Raw genomic sequence first — 21,271 nt, 5'->3', positions numbered from 1 at the left:
GGGCATCCATAAGGCGGAAGCTCCGCGCTACCTTCCGCTGGGTTCCTGCTCTACTGCGACCCGTCATACCGCAGAACCAGCATCTTCTCCTGGGACATCTCTTTCATCGAATACGGTATGCCGCCAACACCATAACCAGACTGGCGCCGTCCCGCGAATGGCATCCAATCAGTGCGAAACGCCGTGTGATCGTTGACCAACACGGTAGAGGCATCAAGGCGCTGAGCAGCCCGCATGGCGGGACCGATGTCTGTCGAAAACACGCTAGCTTGGAAGGCGAAAGGTAATGCGTTAGCGATGTCGATGGCGCTGTCGAGCGCCCGAAACCCGTAAACGCACGTAACCGGGCCAAAGATTTCAAGCTGGGAAACCTTCGAATCCGCGGCTGGGTCGAGCAGGATGGCTGGCGTGAGAGTGGTCTCGGACTGGCGACCGCCGCCAATGATCGTAGCGCCACCCGATACCGCTTCATCGGTCCAGGACGACACCCGATTCACTTCATGCGGATTGATCAGCGGACCAACGTCGGTCTCTTGCAACAGTGGGTCACCCACACGAAGAGATCGGACCCGTGCCGCTAATCGCTCAACAAAGTCCTGCATGATATCCGTGTGAACGAATATTCGTTGCGTAGAGACGCAAACCTGGCCCGCGTGATAGTAGCCGCCCTTTACGATAGGTTCGATGATCCGATCCAGCGGAGCACTTCGATCGACAATGACTGGCGCGGCACCACCGTGCTCCAAGGCACAGCGTGTTCCCGGCGCAAGCTTGCTACGTAAGTACCAGCCGACTCTCGCCGATCCGATAAAGCTTAGGAATGCCACGCGCGGATCCGTTGCGAGACGTTCCGCCAACCCGTTGTCATCCGTGATGAAGGTCTGGCACCACGGTTCATCGAGACCGGCTTCTCGAAGAAGAGCGACGAAATCGAGGCAGGACAGCGGCGTTGCTATGGCCGGCTTCACGATGACCGGGCAACCCACAGCGATCGCCGGTGCCACTTGATGAACGATCAGATTTAACGGGTGATTGAAGGCCGATATGGCAGCGACAACCCCGATGGGCTCTTTGATGGTGAAAGCCCATCGCCCTTCGCTCGCTGGTGTGAGGCCCATGGGAATTTCCCGACCCGCAAAGCTCCGGAGTTCCTCCGCCGCATTACGCAATCCGTCGATCGCTCGGATGACCTCGACGGCAGCATCGGTCCATGGCTTTCCCCCCTCCCGTGCGATGAGCTGAGCGAAATGCGTTTGCCGCGCCTCCAGCAGACTGGCGGCGCGCAAAAGTATGGCGCTGCGCTGATGGGGTTTGAGCCAAGCATCACGATCCCGCATCATCCGAGTCGCAGAAGCCAGCTTGGTTTCGAGCGCTCCGGCATCGTCGACCGGAATCTCGGTGATGACAGCCCGGTCAAACGCCTGCAGGACCTGAAGCGTCGGTGACATCGTCATGCGCCCTTCTCTACCGGTAAACGTTGTTGCAACTCATCGACCAGCACCCGCTTATTTTCTGAGTAATCGATGGGCACGACGACAAGCTGCACGCCCCCATCGGTAAACGCCTTCTCCAGGGTCGAGCGCAATTCACCAACGGCATGGACCCTCGTTCCCGTCGCGCCATACGCCTTGGCATAGGTAACGAAATCAGGATTGCCGAATGTCATGCCAAAGTCGGGAAACTGATCGACCGCTTGCTTCCAGCGAATCATGCCGAATGCGTGATCCTCGAGAATCAGAACGACAAGGTTGAGCTTGAGCCTGACGGCCGTTTCCAACTCCTGGCTGTTCATCATGAAGCCGCCGTCGCCGCAGACAGCCATGACGCGGCGTTCGGGATACAGCATCGCGGCCATGATTGCTGCCGGCAGGCCCGCTCCCATCGTGGCCAATGCGTTATCGAGCAGGAGCGTATTTGCAACGCGCGTCCGATAGTTTCGCGCGAACCAAATCTTGTACATCCCATTGTCGAGGGACAGGATGCCGTCTGCCGGCATGACCTCGCGTACGTCGTGCACCAATCGTTGCGGCGTAAAGCGGTCTTCGGTGGCACGTGCAGCGATCCGGTCCAAGATGCCTTCTCGCAACGGCAAGAGCGCCTGTGCATGGGGGATCTTGCCTTCAAGGCGATCTGCAAGCTGTCTTAGCGATGGCCCAAGGTCGCCGACAACCTCCGCCTGGGGGAAATAAACCTGCTCGACGTTGGCCGGCTGATAGCCGATATGGACGACCTTCGGTCCTTTGACGCCCATGATGAAAGGCGGCTTCTCGACCGTATCGTGACCGATGGTGACGATAAGATCGGCGCGTTCGATGGCCTCATGCACATAGTCACGTTCGGAAAGTGCCGCTGTGCCCATGTAAAGCTCGCTGCCACCCGGTACGGTGCCCTTACCCATCTGTGTGGTGAAGTACGGAATTCGCGTACGCAATACGAACTGAGCGAGATCCGACGTCGAGCGCGGCCGCGATGCCGCTGCGCCGAGCATCAATAGCGGAGACCGAGCCTGCATGATCATCTGTGCGGCGCGATCAAGAGAGTCAGCACTTGCCTGAGGAAATTCAATCGGGTGCGAAGGAACCATCGCCACCGCATTGCACTCTTCAGCCGCGACATCTTCGGGAAGTTCCAGATGTACCGGTCCCGGCCGCTCCTCCGCCGCCACGCGGAAAGCTTCACGTACCATCGCCGGAATCATCGTTGGAGAGATGATCTGACGTGAAAGCTTGGTCAGCGGCTTCATCGTCGAGATGATATCGACAATCTGGAAGCGTGCTTGCCGGGACGAGCGAATGGCCTTCTGGCCGGTGATCATGATCATCGGCATGGCGCCTAGCAGTGCATAGGCGGCACCTGTAGTGAGGTTCAACGCTCCCGGCCCAAGCGTGGTGATGCACACCCCGGGCTTGCCCGTGAGCCTTCCATACGTGGCAGCCATAAACGCGGCGGCTTGCTCATGCCGGGTCAAAATGAGCTTAATCGAGGACCGTCGAATGGACTCGACGATGTCGAGATTTTCTTCCCCCGGAATCCCAAAGATTCGATCGACGCCCTCGTTCTCGAGGGCTGCGACGAACAAATCAGAACCTTTCACCATGAGCTGTCTCCAAGGAAAACTTGAAACAGGGATGCGTGTATCGCGACAGGCCAGCAATAACGCCCAGTTTCGCACTCGACCTGTCATCACGGCGTTAACCGTAAACGAATGTCCCTATAGCTTTGCAGCGCACTTCTCTCAACCCACATATGCGGATCGCATAGCTAAGAATTCAACTACCCCGGTTAGTCGATGGGTGGAGGTTGCGCGTCGAAACCCGGCGTGCGCGGAAACCGGAGATCAAATCGTGTAAGACCGGCCACCTGGCTCTGCACAGTCACCGAACCGCCATGCAGATCCATAATGCTTTTCACTATCGCCAGACCGAGGCCAGCCGAATTCGCAGAGTCGCTGCGCGATCGATCGCCCCGGAAGAAACGCTCGAAAATGCGCTCCAGCTGTTCGTCGTCGATGCCTTTGCCAGGGTTCTCGACCGAAACAACGACCTCATCTGCATGGGCGAGACCTCTCAAGAAAATGGTCTTTCCCTGCGGCGTATAGCGGATGGCATTGGCCAACAGGTTGTTGACCGCACGACGGAAGAGCTCGCGATCGGCAAAGACGCTGCCTTTGGCCGATACGTCGATCGATATGCCGGCTTCGGACGAAGGCCCTTCGAAGTAATCCGCCATGGCACCGAGCTGTTCGGCCAAATCCATCTCCACGAGATTGAGGGCGAATTGCGGATTCTCGGCCCGCGCCAGGAACAAGACGCTTTCGATGGTCCGACTCACCCGTTCGCATTCCTCGATGTTGGACCCCAGCAGGGATTCGTATTCGGCGACGGAGCGCGGTCGCGTAAGAGCCACCTCGTTCGTTCCGCGGAGATTGCTTAGCGGCGTGCGAAGATCATGGGCCAGATCTACCGTGAACTGCCATACACGGGCAAAACCCTGTTCCAGTCGCTCCAGCATGTCATTGAGCGATGACGTTAGCTGCTGAAGTTCGATGGGTGCCTGTTCCAGCGACATGCGCGCATCCAGCCGGTGCGCAGTAATGACCTTGGCCTGCGCGGCCATCGTACGGAGCGGACGCAAGGCGCGACGCACCAGCAGGAAACTCAGCAGCGCCACGAGCAACATACCGGCCAGCACAATGACGGCGATGTCGCGCCTCAAGCGCGACAGCAAGGACGCCCGGTCGGCTAGCGATCGGGCTACGGTAATCACGACATGCGAACCATCCGCTAAGCTCGCCTGCGTCGCCACGCCGTCGATCGGTGCATGATTGAGGTCGCGCCAGACTTGAACGTTCTGCTGGGTGATGCGCTCGTTCGCCTCCGTCGCGGCCATCGGCTCGAGCGGAATACCGGACGGGTTGTAGTCGATCAAAACATGGCCACCGGCATCGGATATGCGCAGGGCGATGGCAGGGTCTCCCAATACAATAGCGACCAGACGATCGCGATGCTGTATCACATCCGCATCCGACTTCACCTCCGCCACCAAACGTCGCAAATGGCGTGCCGCAAGCACGATGTTCGTATCGTCCTGAGCGATCAGGCGCGAAGCAAGCGCGTCGTAGAGAAGAAAGCCGACCACCGCGAAGCACAAGGCGGTGATCGCGATGAATGTCGCCGTAAGCCGCGTGCTTAGCGAAGAGCTGCTCATCCCGGCTCTTCCAGATCGAGCACATAGCCAACACCGCGCACCGTATGAATGAGCTTGGTATCGTGACCGTCGTCGATTTTCACGCGCAAGCGTCGTATCGCCACTTCGACTACGTTGGTGTCGCTGTCGAAATTCATATCCCACACGTAGGAAGCGATCTGCGTACGGCTCAATACCTCGCCGCGCCGACGCGCTAAAAGTTGAAGCAATGAAAACTCCCGCGGCGTCAGGTCGATCTTCTGGCCCGCTCTGCGTACGCGTCTGCGGATAGCATCGATCTCGAGATCGCCGATATGGACGTGTTCGACATCTCTGGGCGGCCCGCGACGCAGCAGGGTGCGAACACGCGCCAGCAGTTCGACAAAGGCGAAAGGTTTGACGAGATAGTCGTCGCCGCCGGATTCGAGTCCGCGCACGCGCTCTTCCAGATCGTCCAGCGCGGTAAGAAAAAGCACGGGCGTTTCCTTCTTTGCGCGAAGCCTTGCCAGCACAGTCCAGCCATCGATACCGGGAAGCATGACGTCGAGCACGATCAACTCATAGTCGTCCTCAAGGGCAAGGTGTAGGCCGTCGATGCCGTTGTAGGCAACATCGACGGTAAAACCGGATTCCTCGAGTCCTTTTTTCAGGTACTCGCCGGCTTTGCGTTCATCTTCGATGACTAACAGGCGCATGGAGTGTCCCTGCTGGGTACGCCGAAATCATACGCGGCGAGCCCGCGACGCGCGATTACAAAATCGTCAGCTTTCTGTCAGTGGCCGGCAAGCACCGTCAACCTAGTCTGCTTCCCGAGTCAACGCGACGGGAAACCCAGTATGTGGATCGTTCAACTCGCACTGAAACGGCCTTACACCTTTATCGTGCTGGCGCTACTAATCGCGATCATCGGGCCGTTGATGATCCGGCGCACGCCAACCGATATCTTCCCGAACATCAATATCCCGGTGTTGAGCATCGTCTGGTCGTTCAACGGTTTTTCCGCAACCGACATGGCCAATCGCATCACCACCCCCTACGAGCGGGCATTGACCTCCGACGTCGATAATATCGAGCACATCGAGTCGCAGACCGTCAACGGTGTCGCCGTCGTCAAGGTCTATTTTCACGCCGGCGCCGACATCAATCGCGCCATCGCCGAGGCCTCGGCCAATTCGCAGTCGCTGCTGCGCGTCCTGCCGCCGGGCACATTGCCGCCGCTGATCATCTCGTATAACGCATCGACTGTACCAATCCTGCAGTTGGCCCTGTCCAGCAAAACGCTCTCGGAGCAGCAACTCTACGACCTCGGCAATAACTTCATCCGCACGCAGCTGGCGACGGTACAGGGCGCGGCGGTGCCGCTGCCGTTCGGCGGCAAAGTGCGGCAGGTGATGGTCGACATCGACTCGCAGGCGATGCAGGCCAAAGGTCTTTCCCCGCTCGACGTAGTCAACGCTGTCAACGCCCAGAGCCTGATTCTTCCCGGTGGCACCGCGAAGATCGGCGCGCTCGAATACAACGTCAACTTAAACGGCAGTACCGATTCGATCGGCGCACTCAACAACCTGCCCGTCAAGGCAACACAGGGCGGCGTGATCTATCTGCGCGACGTGGCGACGGTACGGGATGGCTATGCACCGCAAACGAATATCGTGCGCGTAGATGGTGTTCGTTCGGCCCTGCTTCAGGTCGAGAAGACTGGAGATGCCTCGACGCTCGACATCATCGCCAACGTCAAGGCCCTGCTGCCGAAAATCGCAGCTGGATTACCCAGGGCACTGCAAATCAAACCTGTCTCCGATCAATCGATTTTCGTGAGTGCGGCTGTCAGTGGCGTAGTGCGCGAGGGAGTCATCGCGGCCGGACTGACCGCGTTGATGATCCTGCTGTTTCTTGGCAGCTGGCGTTCCACGCTGATCATCGCGGCAACCATTCCGCTGTCGATTCTGACGTCATTGATCGTGCTGTCATGTCTTGGCGAGACAATCAACATCATGACCTTGGGCGGTCTGGCGCTAGCCGTGGGCATCTTGGTTGACGACGCGACCGTGGCGATCGAAAACATCAGCCACCATCTTGAGAATGGCCAGCCGCTCATGACGGCCATCGTCGACGCATCCGCGGAGATCGCGTTGCCGACATTGGTCTCGACCCTGTCGATCTGCATCGTCTTCCTGCCCATGTTTCTGCTGCCGGGCGTGGCGCGCTACTTGTTCGTGCCGCTTGCCGAGGCGGTGGTCTTCGCCATGCTTGCGTCGTATCTCTTCTCGCGGACACTGATTCCCACCTTGGCAATGTATCTCCTGCGTCACGAGCGCAAGAAGCCGGCTGACGCGAAGCAGAGCACGCATGCGCTGGTACGCTTCCAGCAGCGATTCGAGCGCGGATTCGAGGCGTTCGGCGCCCGCTATCACGCGCTATTGCATCGCGCACTTCAGCGTCCGGGTAGGATTGCAGCGACATTCGCCGTAATCTGTCTTGGCTCGATGCTCCTGCTGCCTGTGCTCGGACGCGACTTCTTTCCGACGTCCGATACCGGCGAGATCCGTCTGCATATGCGCGTAAAGACGGGGACGCGTATCGAGCAGACAGCGCGACTGGTGGATCTGGCCGAGCAGAAGATTCGCGCGCTTATCCCACCTTCACAGCTGTCGGGCATTCTCGACAACATCGGCCTGCCGGTGAGCGGTATCAATCTCACCTACGATTCGTCTTCTCCCGTTGGCTCTGCAGACGCCGATATCCTTGTTACGCTCAAGCCCGGCCATAAGCCCACGCAACAATACGTCTCGCTGTTGCGCGAAAAGCTCGATCAGGATTTCCCCGGCACCAGCTTTTCGTTTCTACCGGCGGACATCATCAGCCAGATTCTCGACTTCGGCCTGCCCTCCCCGATCGACGTACAGATCGTGGGCAACAACGAGATGGCGAACCGGGCCGCGGCCGAGAAGCTATTGCAGGCGTTTCGCAAGGTGCCTGGCCTGGTCGATCCCAGAATCCAGCAGCCGGACGACGCGCCTGCCATCGATGTCGACGTCGATCGGACCAAGGCGATCCAAGCCGGTTTCCAGCAACGGACGATCGCGCAGAATCTGTTGATCGCCCTGTCCGGCAGCTCGCAAACATCGCCCAATTTTTGGCTGAATCCAAAGAATGGCGTCAGTTATCCGCTGATGACGGAGTCGCCGCAGTACACCATCGACTCGCTCCAGGCGCTGGGCAATATTCCCTTGAACGCCGCCACCGACACGGGATTGCCGCCTCAATCAGGTCAGCCAGTACCGATTCTTGGATCGTTGAGCACGTTCCAACGTGCCAACCAGGATGCCGTGGTCTCCCATTACAACGTTCAGCCGGTCATCGATATTTTCGCCGGCGTGCAGGGGCGCGACCTGGGCGCGGTTTCCGGCGATATTTCACGGCTGGTCGATCATGCCCGCACTGACCTGAGCCCTGGATCAAGTATCGCGATTCGCGGCGAAGTTCAGACCATGCAATCGTCGTTTCAAGGCTTGATGTTCGGACTGCTATTTGCAGTCGGACTGGTCTATGCATTGATGGTCGTGAATTTCCAATCTTGGATCGATCCGCTGGTGATCATCTGCGGACTTCCTGGCGCACTCGCCGGCGTCGTTTGGATGTTGTTCGTGACCGGCACAACAGTGAGCGTGCCTGCCCTGACCGGCGCAATCATGTGTATCGGCATTGCCACGGCCAATAGCATTCTCGTGGTGAGCTTCGCCCGCGAACGCGTCGCTGCCGGCGCAACGCCGCTCGATGCAGCCTTCGAGGCAGGCAGCAGCCGCTTCCGGCCCGTACTGATGACGGCATTGGCCATGCTGATCGGCATGTTGCCGATGGCCATCGGACTCGGCGACGGCGGTGAGCAGAACGCGCCGTTGGGCCGTGCCGTCATCGGCGGCCTGCTGTTCGGCACCATCGCCACCTTGATCTTCGTACCGACCTTGTTTGCCGCTGCCCAAGGTTGGCTACAACGCCGAAAGGTGACGACCTCTGCGGCGAATCCAGCCCTCGACACCGAACTGAAATCCTGACGGGAATACGGCTATGGCTACGCAACCCAAGTCACCTTCGCCCACACCAACGCTGACGCTTCGACTTATTGTCAGTGCCGTAGTGGTTTTCGCACTGGCGGTTGGCGCCGCACCGCGGCTCACCGCGCGCATGGCAGTGGACCGCCAGACACAATTGCTAAGCCAGCCGACGGTGGCCGTGGTCCGCCCCTCTACGGCGCCTGCGGGCCGCACCATCGATCTACCTGGTGACGTGCAGGCTTTCCAATCCACACGCATCTACGCCAGAACCAACGGTTACCTGAGTCACTGGTACACCGATATCGGCACGAAAGTGCAGGCCGGCCAGTTACTGGCCGACATCGACGCCCCTGAAGTGGATGCGCAATTGCAGCAGGCCCGCTCCGACGCGGACACCGCAATGGCCAACTTCAGCATCGCCAAGATCACCGCGCAACGCTGGCAGGAGCTGCTTGCTACCAATTCCGTCTCGCGTCAGTCCGCGCAGGAAAACCTCAGCGCCATGCAGGCGAAGCAGGCCGCGCTGGCAGCTGCCAATGCAAACGTAGCGCGGCTACAACAGTTGCAATCCTACGAGAAGGTTTATGCGCCGTTCGCCGGCACGATTACGCGTCGCAATATCGATACTGGCTCGCTTATCGATGCGGGAAGCAACGGTGGCGCGCCCGCCGCACTGTTCGATCTAGCCGAAACCGATCGCCTGCGGGTTTTCGTCGATGTCCCGCAAGACCAGGCTCCCGAGGTTATTCCCGGCGCGACCGCCCAATTGAGTCTGCCCCAATACCCAGGACGTCTATTCAGCGGCGTCGTGGCGCGCACGGCAGGTGCGATCGATTCAACCAGCCGCACGCTGCGCGTGGAGGTCGACGTCGATAACAAGGACGGCACGATTCTTCCGGGCGCCTTTGCACAAGTGCATCTGAATCTGACTAATTCACGGCCCGGATTGAGCCTGCCTGCGAACGCTTTGTTGTTTCGGCCGACAGGCGTGGAGGTTGCCGTGGTGAACGATCAGAACAAGGTTCAACTGATGCCGATTGTCCTGGGCCGCGATTTCGGTACGCGCGTCGAGGTTCGAAGCGGGCTTCGCGGCAACGAGCGGGTCATTGTCAATCCAGGCGATGCCATCAGCGCAGGCCAGCCGGTGCGTGTGTCGACGCCCCCAGCGACATCAGCCTGACTACGCAAGGAAAATGACATGTACGCACAAGCCACGAAAACCGCTGCCCTTGTCGCCTTGCTGCTGGCCGCCACGTTGACGGGCTGCACACCCGGTCCGGCCTATGTGCGACCGAGCGTTGCGGTGCCGAATCACTACAAGGAAGTCAGCGCCAACTCCCCTCCTCCGGGCTGGAAGTCGGCTGTACCAAACGATGCCGTCGACCGCGGCGAATGGTGGAAAGTCTTCAACGACAACTCGCTCGACGCACTGGAATCGCGTGTTACGGTTTCCAACCAAACCATCAAGCAGGTTGTGGCGAATCTGCAACAGGCGCAAGCACTGGTTGGCGAAGCGCGCGCGGCGTATATGCCGACCATAAGCGCCGGCGTGGCGATCAATCGCAGCCACACGTCGAAAAATGTCGTTGGCCGTTCGCTCGCCGGCAAGACGGTTTCCGATTACGCGGTTGGCGCGGATGTCCTGTGGGAACCTGATCTCTTCGATCGTATCGGGCACGAAGTGGACGCAGCCAATGCGCGTGCACAGGCGAGCCAGGCCGATCTCACCTCCGTCACGCTGAGCATGCATGCGCAACTGGCGATGGACTATATCGATCTGCGTGAACTGGACATCGAGGCAAACCTGCTTAGCCGCACCGTAACCGTTTACACGCAGGCGCGCGACATCGTGCAACATCGCTTCGATGCAGGCATCGCGCCGGGTTCCGACCTGGCCGAGGCCGAGAGCCAGCTCCAGGCCACCCAGGCGCAGCTGATCGATCTCGGGGAGAGCCGTGCGCGCTACGAGCACGCCATCGCCACGTTGATCGGCGTGCCTGCTTCAAGTTTCAGTTTGCCGCCGCAGGAGAACACCGTAGCGTTGCCATCTATCCCCACCGGCGTTCCATCCGATCTCCTGGAAAGGCGCCCTGACATCGCCGCTGCCGAGCGCCGCGTTGCTGCCGCAAACGCCGACGTCGGCGAGGCGACCTCGGCCTTCTTTCCCGATTTGATGCTCTCGGCATCGGGCGGCATGGAGTCGTCCACACTGGCGCAGTGGGCAAGTCTTCCCAGCCACTTCTGGAGCATCGGCCCGGCCCTTATCGGCACACTGTTCGACGGAGGGCGTCGCAAACAGGCATTGAAGGCGGCCGAAGCAAAGCACGAAGCGGCGACCGCTTTCTATCGGCAAACCGTGCTCAGCGCTTTCCAGGAAGTCGAAGACAACCTGGCATCGCTAAACGTATTGCGCAACGAAGCGCTTGTGCAGCAACGCGCCGTCGACGCATCGGCCGAGGCACTTCGTCTTGCCATGAATCGCTATCAGGCCGGCGCCATCGACTACCTCGAGGTCGTCTCCGCGCAGAGTACGAACCTCCAGCAAACACAGTATCTCAGCCAGTTGTCACAGCGCCGTCTCGATTCCGACATCCTCTTGATAAAGGCTCTTGGAGGACTATGGGGACCCGAGGCGTAAGCATAGCGGACCAAGGTTCAATCATGAGCCTTGCTCTGATGAAGTGCTTTTGCGACGAGCTTTTTTCAACGTCGCGCATTCCTTTTCACTCAATCCGCCGAATAAGTTCGAACTGCGCTTAATCCCATACACCAAGCTGATGCGGACTCGCTGAAGGCAGCTGCACTCGCACCAACCCATAGTAAGGCCCCCATTCCCCGCTGTTGTAATAGACCGTGGCGCCATCTGGCAAAGACCAGCTGGTTTGCGCGGAAGTAAAGTGGTTGCCTGGAATGTTCTGTATCGCGGCGCTGCCTTGCGGTTGGCCGAAAGCCTCTACCAGCCAACGAACATCGTAGCTGTCACGCATGGTGCCATGCGTCTTGGCTGAAAGGCTTACCACCAGCCCATCTTTCAAACCCACCACGACATCCGTGCCGCTCATGTAGTTGGGGCGGTCCTGTATGGGTACATTGACGATGACTTGCCCGTCTTTCGGTAGTGCGTCCGCACTATCGGGCAACTTGAAGCACTGCTCATGATCGTCGGAAAGATACGCATCTTGCCGTTTGAGGCATTCCTGCATATTCAAGGGTGCATGGAGCGTTATGCCGAATACATCGGTCGCCAGGCTTGCCGAACTCCAGCCAAAGGCTACAGCGGCAATAACCAGGTAACGGCGAAAGTGGCTCATCGTGCTACTCCAGGCATTTTGGCAAGCGCAAGCTAACAGGCTTTCTTATTATCATGGAGGGCCGAAAGTACTAGCTTGCCTGCGTCGCACCCGGCCTTTGTTGACGCTGGACAGTGGCTGAGTTTTTTCGCAACACCAGCGATAACGATAAGCTGGGCTCCTGGCACGTCGAACCGACACTTGCAGAGAAAGAGAGTACTCATCATGTTCAAGAAGCATCCTTTGAAGCAGATAGCCATTGCATTCGCCAGTTGTCTGCTCGCCAGCTTCGCTTGCGCACAAACCAATAACACGCTCACTCCACAAGAGAAGGCGGATGGCTGGCAGCTTTTGTTCAATGGAAAGAATCTGGATGGATGGCATTCCTATCATCAAAGCACACCGGGAAAGGACTGGGCCGTTCAAGACGGCGCCATCCGGTTGGAACGCGGGCGCGCTGGGGATGAGAAAGATTTCGCAGATCTGGTGACCAACGCCGAGTACCAAAATTTCGATCTGAAGCTGGAATGGAAAATGACGCCATGTGCGGATAGCGGCGTCATGTTCTATGTAAACGAATCACCGAAATACCAGGAAACCTACGAAACCGGTCCGGAAATGCAGATTGCCGATCTGGCATGCACGAAGCCCGATAGTCGCGTTTTGAATGAGCGCTCCGGCGATCTATTCGATCTCATCTCATCGAATGTGGAATGGGTAAACGAAGCGCCGCTATGGAACCAGTTCGAAATCGTCGCCGATAAAGGCCATATCCAGTTTTTCCAGAACGGACATAAGGTCATTGATACGTATTTGTGGAACGACGACTGGAAGAAGCTGGTCGCCAGTACCAAGTTCAAAGCATGGCCCGATTTCGGCACCTTCCACCAAGGTCATATTTCCTTGCAGGGTACCGAGGACAAAGGCGATACACCGATACGCCTTTGGTTCCGGAATATCAAAATTAGGGAGCTGTAGCCGGTGGCCCGGCATAGCTCAATACCATTTGGTTTGCCGCTCTTGCTGTGCCAGACACACTCAAGATCACGAATTGGGCACATACCGATGGTTTCGCACCGATGACGGGTCAACCTCGAGGGGGCGAGAAAAGTCGGCTATGAGAGAACCCGCGGAGCTGAAGTGCTCCCGCTCGATAGCTTCCCAGGTTACCCATATGCGAAAGGGCGTTTTAGAGTCCGATACGGAGGAATCTGAACGAAGACGGCATGGATAAACAGTCGTCGTGGGCTTGATACGAGAGTGCATACATCCTCGCCTACTTTGGCAGCCTTGCTGCGACCACTGCAAACATTATCGTGTTTTGATCTCATTACGCCAAGGGACGGCAGAACACGCCCAAATAGACGTCGATTCTTCAATTGGGCGCACGACCCAGGGCCTAAAAAGGGGCGACTACAGCCCCTTTCGCCGCCGCGCAACATCGTCTGCAGTTACTGTTCCTTGTTTGTTGCCAAAGTGGCTGATGACGTAGTTGCTGAGCGCCGCAATCTCGGTATTGGAGTACGCATCGCCAAACGTTGGCATGAAAATATTGGGCCCGGCGAAGCGCATGTCGGAACCATGCAGAAGAACCTGCGTGACGTTGGTGCCTCGCACATCATTCACGCCTCGCGTGCCCAGCAATGATGCATAAGGTGTCTGTTGACCCTGCCCGTTCCATTGATGGCAGCTGGCACAAGCACCTTCAAACAACTTGATACCGCTATTGTCGGTGTTTGCCGTACCGCCGCCGGGCCCCGCGTTGTTGGAGGCTATGGCGGGTGCGGTCGCGGCGTCGATGGTGATGGGATCTTTGCCTTCGCGCGCCGGCACGGTACGCAGATAGGTAACGAGCGCCGCGGTATCGGCAGGATTGAGGAAACGCAGGCTGTTTTCGACCACTTCAGCCATGGGGCCTGCCGCCGAGCCCTTTCCGTCAGCATGTCCCGCGGTGAGGTAGCTGGCGATGTCGCTGTTACTCCATGCGCCGATGCCATGCTGCGGGTCGGACGTGATGTTGTAGGCACGCCAGCCTTGCAGTTTTTCACCGGCCAGTTCGTTGCCGTGCTCCAGACCGAAACCAGCGTTACGCGGTGTGTGGCATTCCGCGCAGTGACCCAGCGCGATGGCGAGGTATTTGCCGCTGTTCCACTGCGGCGACTGCGACGGATCAGGCGCAAAGCGCTGGCTCTTGAAGAACGCGGCGTTCCAGAAACCCATCGCCCAGCGCTGGTTGTACGGGAACGACAAGTCATTCGCTTTGTCGGCCTGCGAGATCTTGGGCAGGCTGAAAAGGTAGGCCTTGATCGCCAGCACATCGCTGCGGCTCATCTGGGTATACGAGGTATAAGGAAACGCGGGATAAAGGTGTTCGCCATCTTTGCGTACGCCTTCGCGCACGGCACGCACGAAGTCGTCGTCGCTCCAACTGCCAATGCCGGAGGCTTCGTCCGCCGTGATGTTGGAGGAATAGAGAGTACCGAACGGTAGCCTGAACGCTACGCCGCCGGCAAACGCGTTGCCGCTGCCCGGCACCGTGTGGCACGCGATGCAGTCGGCGGCCTTCGCGAGGTATTCACCGCGTGCAAGCACCTCGGCCGAAGGCGGTGCGCCGGCAATCGGCGGTGCGGAGCCTTCGGCCGAATCCGTGCGGTTCAAGTAGAAATACGCGCCCACGCCGAGCAACAGCACCAATACGACGACGATGAGGAAGCGAGTCATGTCACGTTCCTCCCCGTGTGCGCGGCAGCGGATGCCACGGACTTGAGCGCATCGGCGTTCTGCACCAACAGATCGCGATCCACCGGCAGTTTGTACAAACGCACGCCGGTTGCCGCGAAGATGGCATTGGCGAGCGCCGGCGCGGCGATGGCAGTGCCTACTTCGCCCAGACCGCCCGGTGGTTCGGCATTGATCACGCGGTGCACTTCGACCATCGGAGCTTCGTTGATGCGCAGGTTGCGATAGTCATTGAAGTTGCTCTGTTCGATGGCACCATCCTTGATGGTGATGCCGTTGAACATGGCAGCGCTGAGGCCAAACAGCACGCCTCCTTGCACCTGCGCTTCGATGGAGCTGATGTTGACGGCAATGCCGCAGTCCAAGGCAACGACGACACGACGTAAACGCACTTCGCCCTGCGGCGTGACTTCAGCTTCCACAATGGCGCACACGTGACTGCCGAAGGGCTCGCCCAAGGCGATGCCACGCCCTATACGTGCCGGCAATGGCTGGCCGCCCCAGCCGATTTTTTCGGCGGCAAGATTCAATACGGCCAGCGCGCGCGGACTCTTTTGCAAGAGCGCGCGGCGGTATTCGAGCGGATCCTTGCCGGCGTGATGAGCCAGCTCGTCCATGAAACTTTCGACCACGAACAAGTTGTGCGTGGGGCCCACGCCGCGCCACCAGCCAACGACCAGACCCGGCGGCATGTCGTGGCGGATCCATTCCACTTTTGCGTTGGGAATGTCGTAGGGCACATCGGCGACGCATTCCACCGCATCGCTATCCATGCCGTCCTTGCCCATCGCCGGCGGTGCGAAGCGGGCCAGTACCGATCCGCCGCTGGTTCGATAGCCGTACCACACAGGGCGACCGTTCGCATCGAGCACGGCGGAGATGACATCGTGATACATCGGCCGCACACGGTCGTGTCGGATGTCTTCCTCGCGTGTCCACACGACCTTGAGCGGATAGGAAACCTGCTTGGCGAATGCCACCGCCTGCTCTACCCAGTCGGTCTCCAGGCGGCGTCCGAAACCACCGCCCAGATACTGGTTGTGCAAGGTGATTTTGTCTTGAGTCAACCCGGTGATCCTGGCCGCTTCGCCCGCGGCTCGCGCGGGCACCTGCGTACCCGTCCATACCTCGCATTTGTCGGCGGTAACGAGGACAGTCGCGTTCATCGGTTCCATGGTCGCGTGGGCAAGCATCGGCGACTGGTATTCCGACTGAATGGTGGTGCCTTGCGGTTGCGCGCCGTCATTGCGCGCCACGATGGATTTGCCGTGGCGTGCACTCTCGGCGAGCGCATCGCGCAACTGCTGCGTGGTGAGGTTGGCGTTTTCGCCGTGATCCCAGCTGATATGGAGCGCCTGCAAGCCTTGCTTTGCTGCCCAGAAGTGATCGCCCACGACGGCGACGGCGTTATCCAGGCGTAGCACATCCACCACACCGGGAATGGCGCGGGCGGCTATGTCGTCCACGGCCGCGAGCTTGCCGTTAAACGTGGGGCATGCCATCACCGTGGCGACCTTCATGCCCGGGATACGTACGTCGAGGCCGAATTGCGTGGCGCCTTTGATTTTGTCGGACGAGTCCACGCGCCGCATCGGCTTGCCGATCAGTTTGAAATCTTTGGGATCGGTGAGCTGCACCTTGTCGGGCATAGGCAGCTTGGCCGCCGCCGTCGCCACTTCGCCAAATCCCAGGCTGCGACCTGACGGCGTGTGATGTATGACGCCACGATCGACCGTGCAAGTAGATGGATCCACATGCCAGTTTGTCGCTGCAGCACTCACCAGCATCGTACGCGCGACGGCACCGGCCTCGCGCAACACCGGCCAGGTGGCGCGGGTGCTGGTAGAACCGCCGGTCATTTGTCCGCCTAGCGCGGGTATGCCGTAAAGCTCATCGCTGGGCGGCGAGTGCTCTACGGTAATCTGGTCCAATCCAACACCGAGTTCTTCGGCAAGCAGCATGCTGCAACCGGTATAGATGCCCTGCCCCATTTCAGCGCTAGGCATCACCAGCCGCACTGCGCCGCTGGTGTCGATGCGAATAAAAGCGTTGGGTGCGAACGGTGGATTGCCATCCGCGAGCGATGCAGCGGCGTCGCCGGGTTGTCGACGTGCATTCATCATCGCCGACGCCACGCCAGTGCCGCCCAACCACAGGAAGGCAATGGTCAGGCCTCCTGCCTGCAAGGCATGGCGACGGCTGAGATCGACATCGTCGTGTTTGTCTTGTGGACTTCCGGACACCGGCTTCATGACCTGGCTCCTTCCGGTGCACTGACGATGGTCTGTAAAATCTCCAACTTGCCCGTTGCGGCCTGCTTGATCGCGGCGCGAATGCGCACATACGTGCCGCAACGGCAGATATTGCCGGACATGGCCGCATCGATATCCGCATCGCTGGGATTAGGCGTGCGCTGTAGCAGTGCCGCGGCTGACATGATCTGACCGGATTGACAGTAGCCGCACTGCACGACGTCGACATCCAGCCACGCTTGCTGGATCTTCTGGCCGCTGGGCGTGTTGCCGACCGCCTCGATCGTGGTGATGGCTTTGTTGCCGATGGAACCCACCGGAAGCACACAGGAGCGTACCGGCTGGCCGTCCAGATGCACCGTGCATGCACCGCATTGGGCAATGCCACAGCCAAACTTGGTGCCGGTCAAGCCGATGACATCGCGCAAGACCCATAACAGCGGCATATCGTCAGGTACATCGACCGGATAGGACTGGCCATTTACGGACAGGGACAACATGGATACCTCCGTACTGCGTCGACAAGACACACGGGAACCGTGTTCAGACCCGCATCTGAGCAAATCAGCCGTAAAAAGCGGGTATATCAGAAGACACCATCAGACGATAGGATGATCCGGTGAGGATGGGCTCTCTTTCAGTCCCATGGCGCTTTGCAGACGGCGTCCAGCGTTATATACCTGCCACCATGACGCTCTCGTTTTGTCCCTTTCCAGACGGCGACAGGAAAGATGAATTCGGCACATGAGCTGAGCACCTTGATCAACGCGCTGCGCAGCCTGCATCACGATGCTGCGCCCAAAGCTGCACTGGCTACGCTCACACGCACGCGCGGCTCCACCTTCCGCCGTCCAGGCACACGCATGCTCGTATTCGACGATGGCCGCGTGGTATGCGAGCTGTCCGGCGGCTGCCCGCAACGCGATATCGTGGTGCGTGCGCTTGAAGTGATAACCCATGGACAGCCGCGACTGGTTCGTTACAACGCGGATTCGGGCCTTGATGTATTGATCGAGATGGGTTGCGGCGGCGAGCTTGAAGTTCTTATCGAACCGCTGCTGGCAAGCCATGACACGGACTTTATCGATACGCTGGCACGTTGCCTCGACGAACGTCGGCACGTGCATATGGCGACCCTCTTCGCGGTCGACGGCACGGCGGTGATACCGCGTCGGCAGATATGGAGCGAACGCAACGTGCTGCACGAATCCATCGATGATCCGGCGCTCAGCCAGGCCATTATCGACAACATGCCAGCCTCTTCGACAAGACGCGCCAGAACGGTACGCTTGCCTTCCGCACGAGGCGTTGCCGATGTGTTGGTGGAAGCCATCATGCCGCCACACGCACTAGTGATCATCGGAAGCAGTGCCGCAGCACGCGCCTTGTTGCCGCTGGCGAGCGCGCTGGGCTGGCAGACGACGCTCGTCGACCACGATCCGGCACGACTACAAGCTTACGATCTGCCTGCCGGGCTGAACACCGTTTGCGCCGCGCCGGAAAACCTGCCCCACACCTTGCCGCTGGATGCGCACAGTTCGGTCGTGGTGATGACGCATAACCTTGAACAGGACGTAGCCTATCTCAGTGCATTGAAGGATATGCCAGTAACCTATATCGGCGCGCTTGGATCACGCGAACGCGTAGCGCGTATGCGCAGCAATAGCACGCTGAATGGCCTGCACGTTCATGCACCCGCTGGTCTGGATATCGGTTCGGAGACCCCCGAAGAAATTGCCTTGGCGATCGCCGCAGAAATCATGGCCGTGATCAATCAACGCGCCGGTGGATCCCTCCGTGATAACGATGGAACGATTCACGGATGATGCCCCCCGATAGCAACGCGTCATCGCCGGTGATCCTGCTACTCGCGGCAGGTGAAGGAAGCCGATACGGTGGCATCAAACAATTGGCGGATATCGAAGGCGAGCCGATGGTGCGTCGCGTGGCGAAGATCGCCCTGCAACGCGGTGTACCGGTGATGGTCGTTGTCGGCGCACACGCGGACGAGGTAGCGTCGACACTCGATGGGTTACCGCTTCAGATTGTTCGCTGTGAGGAGTGGCAGCTTGGCATGGGGCACTCGATCAGCAAAGGTGTGAGCGAACTAATACGGTATTTCCCCAATGCTTCGTGCGTACTGTTATGCCTCGCCGATCAACCGCTGCTGCGGTCGTCGACAATCCAGGCGCTGCTGGATAGCCACGTACGAACACCGGAACGTCTTATCGCAACGACCTATCACGGCATTCAAGGACCCCCGGCGCTTTTCCCTCGCGATTGCTTCAGCGCGCTGACGTCGCTTTCCGGTTCGCAGGGCGCTCGCCTGCTGCTTGAGCGGGAGGCCGAGCGTATCGAAGTCATCGCATCCGACGATCTTCTCGATGTGGATACCGAGGAAGATCTAAAACGTGTTCGAGAACAGCTGGCGTCTCGTTAACGATCAACTTGGGTCATTGCGCTGCATCTCGTGGCCATCGCCACGCATACCAGACGATCAACAGAGAAAGCACGATCTCAATCGCACCAAGGAAGAGATAGAACCACCAAGCACCGGGCATGGAAACCAGCATGACGGCGGTGTAGAGCAAACCAAGGACGATATTTGCCGCTCGATTGATGACGGGCTTCATGACCAGCGAGAGAAAGATCATCAAGCCAGGGACAGCTAGCAGCGCTGACGTTCCAAGCAGTACACCTTGGGTTGTTGGACCAAGCGGCCCCATCCGGCCCTTCAGCATGTCCTGGAGATTGCCCGGCTGAAAAAGCCCAAAGTAGTCGCCGTAGATGTAGCAGAACATCAGGCTCGTCCATAGGGCAGCGAGCTTCAACCTGACATGAACCTTCACGTCTTGCAGTGCGGGCTTCGTGGTCTTGTTCGACTTCATAGCTTTTCCTTGCTTTCGGTCTGTTAAAGATTTCGTCGTCGAAGAATCAAGCGTGCCACCATCCCCACAATCATCACCGCAGCGAAAGCACCGTAGCCATACAACGCGGGCATGACTTGCTTCCAGATGCCTCCGCTTTCTCGTCCAAAGTTCCCGACGTTTTGTATGGGGATACCGTCATAGGCTACCAACGCGCTTCCATAGGCAACAACTAAAGCAATGATGATCACCACCATGTCATATACCTTGAGCTGCCAGCTCACGCGAAACCGCTTTCCAGTGGCCCAATAAGCCCATGCCAAGACGACAAGCCAGGGACCAAGAAGTAGAAGAGACAGGTAGCGCATGGGCTCAACTTTTAGCTGTGCAGTAGACGACTCTATTGTGTCCGATTCGGGTCTAAAACGGACCCTCCAGGCTCGTCAGACAACGTAAGCCAGCTTCAGACGCGATCTTTCACCCTTGCCGAAATCACTCGCCGGGGTGATAAACACGCTCGACATGCCCTTTCAGTTCCTCCGGCCAGAAATAAACCTGTCGCAAGTTGCCGGTCGTGTAACGTTCGGCCTCGTCATTGAAATGCGGGGAATCGACATGGCCGCTTTCGCCGCCGGCGGTGATGGCGCGTGCATGAACTTTATCGCCGAACTCCACCACGGCAACGAAGCTGTTGCCGCTGGTTCCGTAGTACTTGCGGGTACCCGGCCAGCGGTGTGCACCGAACGAGGCGAGCGAGCCCCAGCGCGATGAGGTGAAAGGCACCGGGATGCTCGGCTTGGTGTCATCGAAGGGTTGCACGATGGCGCCGTTGAGGCGCTGGTAACGGTTCACTTCGCCCCAGGGCACACCCCAGCTGCCGAAGTCTTTCTCAAGTCGATCGGAGGCTTCGGACAAGGCGTCAAGCCGCGCCTTTGCACCCGCCTTCTGCGCCATGCGATCGTAGATCGACACGCCTTCGGCGTTATCGGCTTTGTCCATTTTGTCCCACAAGATGTCGCCCCAGAACACTGCCAGTGTGGTGGGCATGGAAGTGATACCCCAGCGATAATCCCAGTGACGCAGCATGGCGATCTGGCCGGCCAGTTTCTGCTTGAGCGGATCAGTTGCGGACAACGCATCGTAGTCGGTGCTGCCTTGATTTAGGTGCAAATAGTAACGCTCGTCCTCTTATTGTATATCATTGATTTTCAATGAAATATCTGGGAGGTTCATAAAAAATAATCATAATTATCAATTGGTTGCACATAGTCTCTTATAGACCCCATCGGACCCCTGGTGGCGTTTACTCCGAAGACTTTGCTGCAAAAAATAACGCTCCAGCTCCCGGAGGGCGCTACCCCGTTTTAGCTACCTAAAGTCGC

The 21,271-nt window shown here is 58.8% G+C and carries 16 protein-coding genes and 1 pseudogene; 6 read left to right on the top strand and 11 right to left on the bottom strand.

Going from position 1 to position 21,271, the window contains the following annotated elements:
• Positions 1-50: 50 nt before the first annotated feature.
• The 4 genes from QQL64_RS05420 to QQL64_RS05405 all read right to left on the bottom strand — a co-directional run bounded on the left by QQL64_RS05420 (position 51) and on the right by QQL64_RS05405 (position 5,381).
• Positions 51-1,454, bottom strand: coding sequence for an aldehyde dehydrogenase family protein (locus QQL64_RS05420; RefSeq protein WP_284396677.1), 1,404 nt, complete (start codon positions 1,452-1,454; stop codon positions 51-53).
• Complete coding sequence (locus QQL64_RS05415; protein WP_284396674.1) at positions 1,451-3,097, bottom strand: acetolactate synthase large subunit; 1,647 nt, start codon at positions 3,095-3,097, stop codon at positions 1,451-1,453. The genes QQL64_RS05420 and QQL64_RS05415 overlap by 4 nt, the downstream gene beginning before the upstream one ends.
• Positions 3,098-3,282: 185 nt before the next feature.
• Positions 3,283-4,707 (bottom strand): heavy metal sensor histidine kinase, encoded by a 1,425-nt coding sequence (locus tag QQL64_RS05410; RefSeq protein ID WP_284396672.1) that lies wholly within the window; start codon positions 4,705-4,707, stop codon positions 3,283-3,285.
• Positions 4,704-5,381: a heavy metal response regulator transcription factor gene (locus QQL64_RS05405; RefSeq protein WP_284396669.1), complete on the bottom strand. Its 678-nt coding sequence runs from the start codon at positions 5,379-5,381 to the stop codon at positions 4,704-4,706. The genes QQL64_RS05410 and QQL64_RS05405 overlap by 4 nt, the downstream gene beginning before the upstream one ends.
• 141 nt (positions 5,382-5,522) lie before the next feature.
• Here QQL64_RS05405 and QQL64_RS05400 point away from each other — a divergent pair, with 141 nt between their 5' ends.
• Genes QQL64_RS05400 through QQL64_RS05390 form a run of 3 tightly spaced genes read left to right on the top strand, consistent with a single transcriptional unit; the run spans position 5,523 to position 11,379 of the window.
• Positions 5,523-8,741 carry an efflux RND transporter permease subunit gene (locus QQL64_RS05400; protein ID WP_284396668.1) on the top strand — a complete coding sequence of 1,073 codons (3,219 nt, stop codon included), beginning with the start codon at positions 5,523-5,525 and terminating at the stop codon, positions 8,739-8,741.
• Positions 8,742-8,754: 13 nt separating this feature from the next.
• Entirely contained in the window at positions 8,755-9,921 is a 1,167-nt protein-coding gene (locus QQL64_RS05395; RefSeq protein WP_284396666.1) for an efflux RND transporter periplasmic adaptor subunit, read from the top strand.
• An 18-nt stretch (positions 9,922-9,939) separates the two neighbouring features.
• Positions 9,940-11,379, top strand: a complete 1,440-nt coding sequence (locus QQL64_RS05390) for an efflux transporter outer membrane subunit (protein ID WP_284396665.1) — start codon at positions 9,940-9,942, stop codon at positions 11,377-11,379.
• A 118-nt stretch (positions 11,380-11,497) separates the two neighbouring features.
• Here the strand turns inward: QQL64_RS05390 and QQL64_RS05385 are convergent, their stop codons facing one another.
• On the bottom strand, positions 11,498-12,052 hold the full coding sequence (locus QQL64_RS05385) for a hypothetical protein (protein ID WP_284396663.1): 555 nt from the start codon (positions 12,050-12,052) through the stop codon (positions 11,498-11,500).
• A 204-nt stretch (positions 12,053-12,256) separates the two neighbouring features.
• Here QQL64_RS05385 and QQL64_RS05380 point away from each other — a divergent pair, with 204 nt between their 5' ends.
• Complete coding sequence (locus QQL64_RS05380; protein ID WP_284396660.1) at positions 12,257-13,009, top strand: 3-keto-disaccharide hydrolase; 753 nt, start codon at positions 12,257-12,259, stop codon at positions 13,007-13,009.
• Positions 13,010-13,444: 435 nt separating this feature from the next.
• On the opposite strand, the gene QQL64_RS05375 is transcribed toward QQL64_RS05380, so the two are convergent.
• From QQL64_RS05375 to QQL64_RS05365, 3 genes are read right to left on the bottom strand one after another with little or no spacing between them, the layout of a single operon-like run.
• Positions 13,445-14,752 (bottom strand): c-type cytochrome, encoded by a 1,308-nt coding sequence (locus QQL64_RS05375; RefSeq protein ID WP_284396659.1) that lies wholly within the window; start codon positions 14,750-14,752, stop codon positions 13,445-13,447.
• Complete coding sequence (locus QQL64_RS05370) at positions 14,749-17,022, bottom strand: xanthine dehydrogenase family protein molybdopterin-binding subunit (RefSeq protein ID WP_284396658.1); 2,274 nt, start codon at positions 17,020-17,022, stop codon at positions 14,749-14,751. Before QQL64_RS05370 ends, QQL64_RS05375 begins: the two co-directional genes overlap by 4 nt.
• Positions 17,019-17,522: a (2Fe-2S)-binding protein gene (locus tag QQL64_RS05365; RefSeq protein ID WP_284396656.1), complete on the bottom strand. Its 504-nt coding sequence runs from the start codon at positions 17,520-17,522 to the stop codon at positions 17,019-17,021. Before QQL64_RS05365 ends, QQL64_RS05370 begins: the two co-directional genes overlap by 4 nt.
• 231 nt (positions 17,523-17,753) lie before the next feature.
• Here QQL64_RS05365 and QQL64_RS05360 point away from each other — a divergent pair, with 231 nt between their 5' ends.
• Positions 17,754-18,848, top strand: coding sequence for an XdhC family protein (locus QQL64_RS05360; RefSeq protein ID WP_284396653.1), 1,095 nt, complete (start codon positions 17,754-17,756; stop codon positions 18,846-18,848).
• Positions 18,845-19,462 carry a nucleotidyltransferase family protein gene (locus tag QQL64_RS05355; protein WP_284396650.1) on the top strand — a complete coding sequence of 206 codons (618 nt, stop codon included), beginning with the start codon at positions 18,845-18,847 and terminating at the stop codon, positions 19,460-19,462. Before QQL64_RS05360 ends, QQL64_RS05355 begins: the two co-directional genes overlap by 4 nt.
• A 13-nt stretch (positions 19,463-19,475) precedes the next feature.
• On the opposite strand, the gene QQL64_RS05350 is transcribed toward QQL64_RS05355, so the two are convergent.
• From QQL64_RS05350 to QQL64_RS05340, 3 genes and pseudogenes are all read right to left on the bottom strand, one after another.
• Positions 19,476-19,910: a DUF6326 family protein gene (locus tag QQL64_RS05350; protein WP_284396648.1), complete on the bottom strand. Its 435-nt coding sequence runs from the start codon at positions 19,908-19,910 to the stop codon at positions 19,476-19,478.
• 23 nt (positions 19,911-19,933) lie between these two features.
• Positions 19,934-20,173, bottom strand: coding sequence for a hypothetical protein (locus QQL64_RS05345; RefSeq protein WP_284396647.1), 240 nt, complete (start codon positions 20,171-20,173; stop codon positions 19,934-19,936).
• Between the two features lie 208 nt (positions 20,174-20,381).
• Positions 20,382-21,035, bottom strand: a pseudogene (locus QQL64_RS05340) (penicillin acylase family protein); the annotation flags it as partial.
• Between the last annotated feature and the right edge of the window lie 236 nt (positions 21,036-21,271).

Source organism: Dyella lipolytica (assembly GCF_030160075.1).
GTDB lineage: Bacteria > Pseudomonadota > Gammaproteobacteria > Xanthomonadales > Rhodanobacteraceae > Dyella_B > Dyella_B lipolytica.
This window is presented reverse-complemented; position numbering and strand designations above follow the sequence as displayed.